Source organism: Anaerosporobacter sp., assembly GCF_965301125.1.
The window spans coordinates 12,094-17,632 of sequence record NZ_CBDLAM010000072.1 but is presented as its reverse complement, the minus strand read 5'-3'; the positions used below and the strand labels follow the sequence as shown (position 1 = coordinate 17,632).

General features: G+C 34.8%; 7 protein-coding genes and 2 pseudogenes. 1 reads left to right on the top strand and 8 read right to left on the bottom strand.

What is annotated here, in order from left to right:
* Nucleotides 1-614 (top strand): Ig-like domain-containing protein (locus tag ACW2QF_RS09800; protein WP_455715818.1); only part of this gene is annotated, 614 nt, incomplete at its 5' end.
* Nucleotides 615-741: 127 nt separating this feature from the next.
* On the opposite strand, the gene ACW2QF_RS09795 is transcribed toward ACW2QF_RS09800, so the two are convergent.
* The 8 genes and pseudogenes from ACW2QF_RS09795 to ACW2QF_RS09760 form a co-directional block, all read right to left on the bottom strand.
* On the bottom strand, nucleotides 742-1,887 hold the full coding sequence (locus tag ACW2QF_RS09795) for a DUF429 domain-containing protein (protein WP_455715817.1): 1,146 nt from the start codon (nucleotides 1,885-1,887) through the stop codon (nucleotides 742-744).
* Nucleotides 1,888-2,164: 277 nt separating this feature from the next.
* On the bottom strand, nucleotides 2,165-2,605 hold the full coding sequence (locus tag ACW2QF_RS09790) for an SMI1/KNR4 family protein (protein WP_455715816.1): 441 nt from the start codon (nucleotides 2,603-2,605) through the stop codon (nucleotides 2,165-2,167).
* Between the two features lie 10 nt (nucleotides 2,606-2,615).
* The gene (locus ACW2QF_RS09785) at nucleotides 2,616-3,434 is read right to left on the bottom strand and encodes an HNH/ENDO VII family nuclease (protein WP_455715815.1); all 819 of its coding nucleotides are present in this window, start codon (nucleotides 3,432-3,434) and stop codon (nucleotides 2,616-2,618) included.
* A 152-nt stretch (nucleotides 3,435-3,586) separates the two neighbouring features.
* The gene (locus ACW2QF_RS09780; protein WP_455715814.1) at nucleotides 3,587-3,859 is read right to left on the bottom strand and encodes an SMI1/KNR4 family protein; all 273 of its coding nucleotides are present in this window, start codon (nucleotides 3,857-3,859) and stop codon (nucleotides 3,587-3,589) included.
* A 50-nt stretch (nucleotides 3,860-3,909) separates the two neighbouring features.
* On the bottom strand, nucleotides 3,910-4,326 hold the full coding sequence (locus ACW2QF_RS09775; protein ID WP_455715813.1) for a hypothetical protein: 417 nt from the start codon (nucleotides 4,324-4,326) through the stop codon (nucleotides 3,910-3,912).
* Nucleotides 4,327-4,460: 134 nt separating this feature from the next.
* Nucleotides 4,461-4,649 (bottom strand): annotated as a pseudogene (locus ACW2QF_RS09770) (hypothetical protein); the annotation flags it as partial.
* A 51-nt stretch (nucleotides 4,650-4,700) separates the two neighbouring features.
* Nucleotides 4,701-4,841 (bottom strand): annotated as a pseudogene (locus ACW2QF_RS09765) (transposase); the annotation flags it as partial.
* Nucleotides 4,842-5,292: 451 nt separating this feature from the next.
* On the bottom strand, nucleotides 5,293-5,539 hold a 247-nt coding region (locus ACW2QF_RS09760), incomplete at its 5' end, for a hypothetical protein (protein WP_455715812.1).

Here is a 5,539-nt window from a genome sequence, read left to right as displayed (position 1 = left end):
ATGGTATTACGTATTCTTGTAAAATTAAAGTTAAGAATATGTCATTAAGTAGCAAGAAGACGAGTCTGGTACGAGGTGAGCTTGACCGACTGAAATTAACTGGATCAAAGGGTAAAAAAGTAATATGGAAATCATCAAATCCAAGTGTGGTAGTTGTTAGTAAAAATGGTTATATTAAGGGAAAACGAGTTGGGAAAGCTCAGATTACCGCTAAGTGTAAAGGCATTACTTACAAATGCTACGTTACGGTTAAGAAGAATCAGTGCAATTATGAAACAAATTCTCAATATGCACAATACGGTGATGTATATGTATTACCAAAACATGCAGAGTATGATGGCTCTACTTTAGCAGTCCAGTTCGTAATCATAAATAATACAAGTAATAATATTGTTTCACTTTCCGGAAACTTTTGCGTTTATAATAATAACAGTTTAATAGGCGAAAAAACTTTTAGTGACCTAAAAGTTAATGTAGCAGGATATAGTCGCAAAACATGTACAATAAAAATAAGTAGTAATAAGTTAAAGGAGAAAAATCTTAATTTAACCACCGGAGATGTCACCGCTTTCATCAAAGATGGCCAGTATTTCTATTATTACTATAGATATTAGAGATACTATTACATACAGAAAAGCAATCATATTGTCCCTTAATGAAGACAACATGATTGCTTTTCTTAATACTATTCATTAAATTCAATATCAAGAAGTACCACTTCCGTATTGGAATTTCTCTTTTTCAGACAGATCCAACTGCTTTCCCAATCACCATCTGCATCTTTAATCCAGTCTCATCTAACATTGGTTTATCAGGTATCGTCACACATAACCCTTGCTTCGCTAGATTGGCTGTTACAGCTAGACATATTGCATCAATAAGATCATCAACATTACATCGGTAGGTTTTTGCCATTTGCATCAAATCATTTATTTCTAAGTGTGGTAAGTACTTATTTAGAATGTGTACTCTTTCAGCAACGCCATCGTACTCCGATTTTTTTGATAATATTGTCTTACCATTTAATCGTGCAAAGCATACCTCTGGATGACTTTCTAAAATCACATTCTTATATTGGTCATGTTCTTGTAAAAAGCTATCTAATTCCCGAATCTTTGGCATAATTCCTACTGTCAAAGGAGTAAATTTCTTACCAAGTACACGTACATTTTCTTCATATGCCTCAGCTACATTTTCTGCATAAATTGCTTGTCTACACGGTACTGGAAATATGGTAGAGGAACGTTCTTTAATAATCTGTCTTGCATATGAATCTGGTCTTATCTGCTCTTTACTACTTGGTAAGCCAATCACCATATCGATTAAGAAATTATCAAATCCTGAGTATTGTGTAACTATTTCACCTATTGAGTTCTTCTTCTCAATCTTTAATGTACCATGGTCGATACTTGCTACAATCCAACCACCTTTACAACCATCTACACCAATTGATAAACTATTCTTATCCAGTCGACTTTGATACTGTGTATCCACCATTGTATCAACGCCACTTCCATAACGTACCACCTGTTCTACCATATGTCCAATATTACCTTCTCCAGCAAATCGATTCGTGTTAAAGAAATCTTCGTTCAACTCTAGCCAATATAATGGATGAAACTCTTCTTTCAATTCCACCTCTCGTTGTAAATATCCAACATATACTTCTACATAGCAGTCTTGGTTATAATAGGTAAAATCCATCATGTGATTCAGCTTAATATCACACGAACGAATTCCTGTTTCTTCATATAGTTCACGGTACGCAGCTGTAAAGCCCTCTTCTCCTAGATCGATTTTCCCTCCAACAAAGTTGTATAGTCCTTTATATGGTTCCTTTATTCGCTTACAGAATAACAATTTATCTCGTTCTACGTTATATATCATTATACAGTTGTATCCTTGCATTATTCTTCCTTTCGTGGGTAATGTGACTGTTTGCTCTGGTTTAATCCAGATTGTTCAAGTTTTTCTATACTTTTTCAAATGACAATGTAGTATTTAAGGAACTGCCACCCTAAATAGTCTTCATCTGATATCCATCATAATCCATTTCATTCGGTAATGGACTAAATTAATCTATCCCCTACATAGCATTCACTTAGTGAACTTGTAGGAGATAGATTTTTTTAGGGACTTGGAAATCCTAAAGTATAGACATAATTTAATTTAAAATTCGTTTCTCTAGAAACTCAATAAAATCATATGCATATAATTCTCTTGTATTAATTGTATATATCGAATACTCATTATCTATCTTATCCTCAGAAGTATCAAAATAAAACATCTCATCCTCAGTCTCACAAATTACTAGTATATTATTAGAAAACTGATATATTTTTTTATTTTGTTCATACATATAAACTATATCTCCACCAATTACTGAATCAAAATCTTGTTCATATATACTAAATATTTCTTCTCCATATATTTCAGCACCACCATAATTTTTCAACCACCATTTATATGATTCTGGTAATAATATATTTAATCTCCTTTCCGCTTTGGATATCCATTTATCTGAAACCCCTTCGCCAAACTCAGCAAATTCCACCGAATCTCCTGCATTTTCAATAATTTGTCTTAGTTCATTATACCTATCCATACATTTCTCCTTACTGAAAATCTAATGCCCTGTTAATCCAATAATTCCTCTTCCATGAGTTAATCTCCGAACGATTAATTCCAGACGGTAATTGTCCTGTGTTACTATGTATCACTGAATAGTATTTTTGATGGAATGATTGACTTACTTCAGCAATTGCACCTTTTTGACTTTGTGTAACATGATGTAAATTAATTGGTTTTCCATCATACCCAATTGGAGCATTTCCTGCTGCCATTCTTTCGACATTTGTTCCTATTACAGTTTTCCCTTTTTGTTTCCAAGAACTTTTCGTGTTAGTGTCAAACAAATCATCTCTCTGGTACACTTTATTACCATCAGATTCAACACTATTCCTCCAATATTCTCTACCAGTATTAGAACCCTTACCACCCTCACTAGCCTTCATCTGATACCCACCAGCATCCAGCACTTCCCTTGAAGACTTATCTAATGTTGATGGTATTCCATATTGTTCTAATAATGCATATGGTTTCTTCCCATCCGCCACAGAATATCCATCAAGCGCTTTCCTAAGCTGCCTGTCCTCTTTCGCCTGCTTGCAAAATCCTCCTATGCCGCTCTTTATCTGCTTTCCTGATAGAACGCTGGAAGTTATATCTAATGCTAGACCAAGGACTTCCCTGGCTGCCCTACCATCAAATTTCTTTCCTGTCTTGATGTAATTATCGTACAGATATTCTACTCTTTTGTAGGCACTATCAGATGAGCGATAAAGGGTAGAGGTTCCTGCAATAATATTACAGGTTGTATCGACATATTTAGACGCTTTAGTTGCCCATTTAGATCCCTTACTCAACCATTTCATACTATTTCCAGCAACAGACCCAACGAACGGTAATGCTGCTATAAGGTCTATAAATAATCTACAAAATTAATTGCCTTTGGCAAGAGCCATTTCTATTATTTATAGACAATGGTAGGGTGTTGGAGTGTCCTTATGTTGATACATAATAAATTTTATACATCATCGTATGCATCACCAACATAAACAAAATCATTTTCTAACCAATATAGACTTTTGCCTTGATTTCTGAATAATTGCATTAACAGTTCGGTAAAGTCTTTTGCAACAACAGTACATTCTCCTACTACTCCATGCCTATCCCAGAAACTATCATAACATTTTCCCAATCTCTTCTTTGCCAAGTCAATAGTAATATAATTACTTTCTGTATCCTTACAAATAATATACCATTCTGACGATATATCATCCTCACAAAGTTCTCCCACGATAATTGGATTCGCTAATACAATTTCTTCTGGATTTCACCACCACAATTTTAATAAAACACTTTTAAATCATTAGGTAATTCAACTCCAGCACTTAATGCTGGTAAACAGCAAGAGCTATATACAGTACATTCAGGAGTTTTTCTAATTTCATCACTTCTTGCAGATGCAGGAACATTTGCTGCATCAAACATTCTTTCTGAAAAAGCTTGCATTTCTTGCGATAATACATTTGTCCAATCAACTTTTCCGCCAACTTTTTTACCTGTTTTCTCATAGAGCCAATCCCTATATACTAATTTTGTAGCCGCATGTTGTTCAGATGTTAATGCAATTGTTGTGGATTTATTTTTCCTCGACTTATAACCCTCGATATTATGTGTCGCCCATACATCTAATACTCCATGATGATTCTCTAATCCTGGCGTTTTATCTCCATACTCAACAATATCAAATGCTCTTTGCATTACTACCACCCTTGACAGACACTCTTAACTCTTATATTAATTCAAGCCTATACCCCATCCTCTGAAAAAGAATATATAAACCAGAGCCGACCAAGGTATCTGCTTAAAATCCTATCATATTTTTCCTATTTTTACTACAACTTCTCGCCAGCTTTTTTAAGGACTGGCATACGGTACTCCGTACCATTTTTCAACATTCCATAAATAATACTAATTAATCTTCTACAAATGCAGATAAGAGCCTGTTGTCCGTTCTTACCCTCTGCTTTCCGCTTCTCATAATACGCACGAAACATGGGGTGTCTTGGCTTTCCATTCTTGGATACCTGTATCATCTGAATGGCGAGGAAATAGATAGTCGCTTGTAATCGTCTGTTACCCTGCTTAGTTGCTTTATCCTTCCCTTTACCAGATGAAGATAAATGAATCGGTGCTATCCCAGCAAACTGTGCCAGCTTTTCTGCACAGGGAAAACTCTTGATGTCACCAATTTCTTCCAGTATCTTCACAGCCATAATGGTATTTACCCCTGGAATGGTATGTATGGCACAACCTGTGGAATCAAAGGGTACAACTATGCACCTTTTCACAAGAAAGTAGCTGAGTACCTACACATGGCAAAGTACCCCTTCCTTTACTTTTGCAGGAGTACTCCGCCTAAATCAGATACCACTTTCAGTAAAACAGATGCAGAACGTGTCATGAAAATGAAGCTAGCAGAACACTTCTTCCACAAGGACTTCTACTTTGAGAAAGTACAGCTTTCCAAAGACACTGAGCTGATGGTAAGCAATCGCTGCTATGACAATAAAAAGCAGTTTCAGTGGGAGGATTTTGAATTGGATACTTTGTAAGAAAAGAAGCACTTTCTACGTGAATTGATAGAAGAAGTGCTTCTTTTGCTAAATGCTCAAATATGACCACCATTAAACGCAAGTAGTAAATTGCTTATGCTACAATGGATTACTATCGCATCTTGAATAATAAAACATCTTGAGGATTTATCCAATTTAAACTTTCACATATTTCTTTTACTAATTGTTCTTTTAATTGTATTTCCTGTCTTTTTTTAACTTTTTCATCATCTCTTTTCAATAAGATGTAAAACATAGATAACTCACACAAACTTTCCAAAAATAATAATAATTTATTTCTTTTAATATCATTTCCATTATTAATGGCAAATTCTAAATCTAGTAGTAAGTCACTTTTC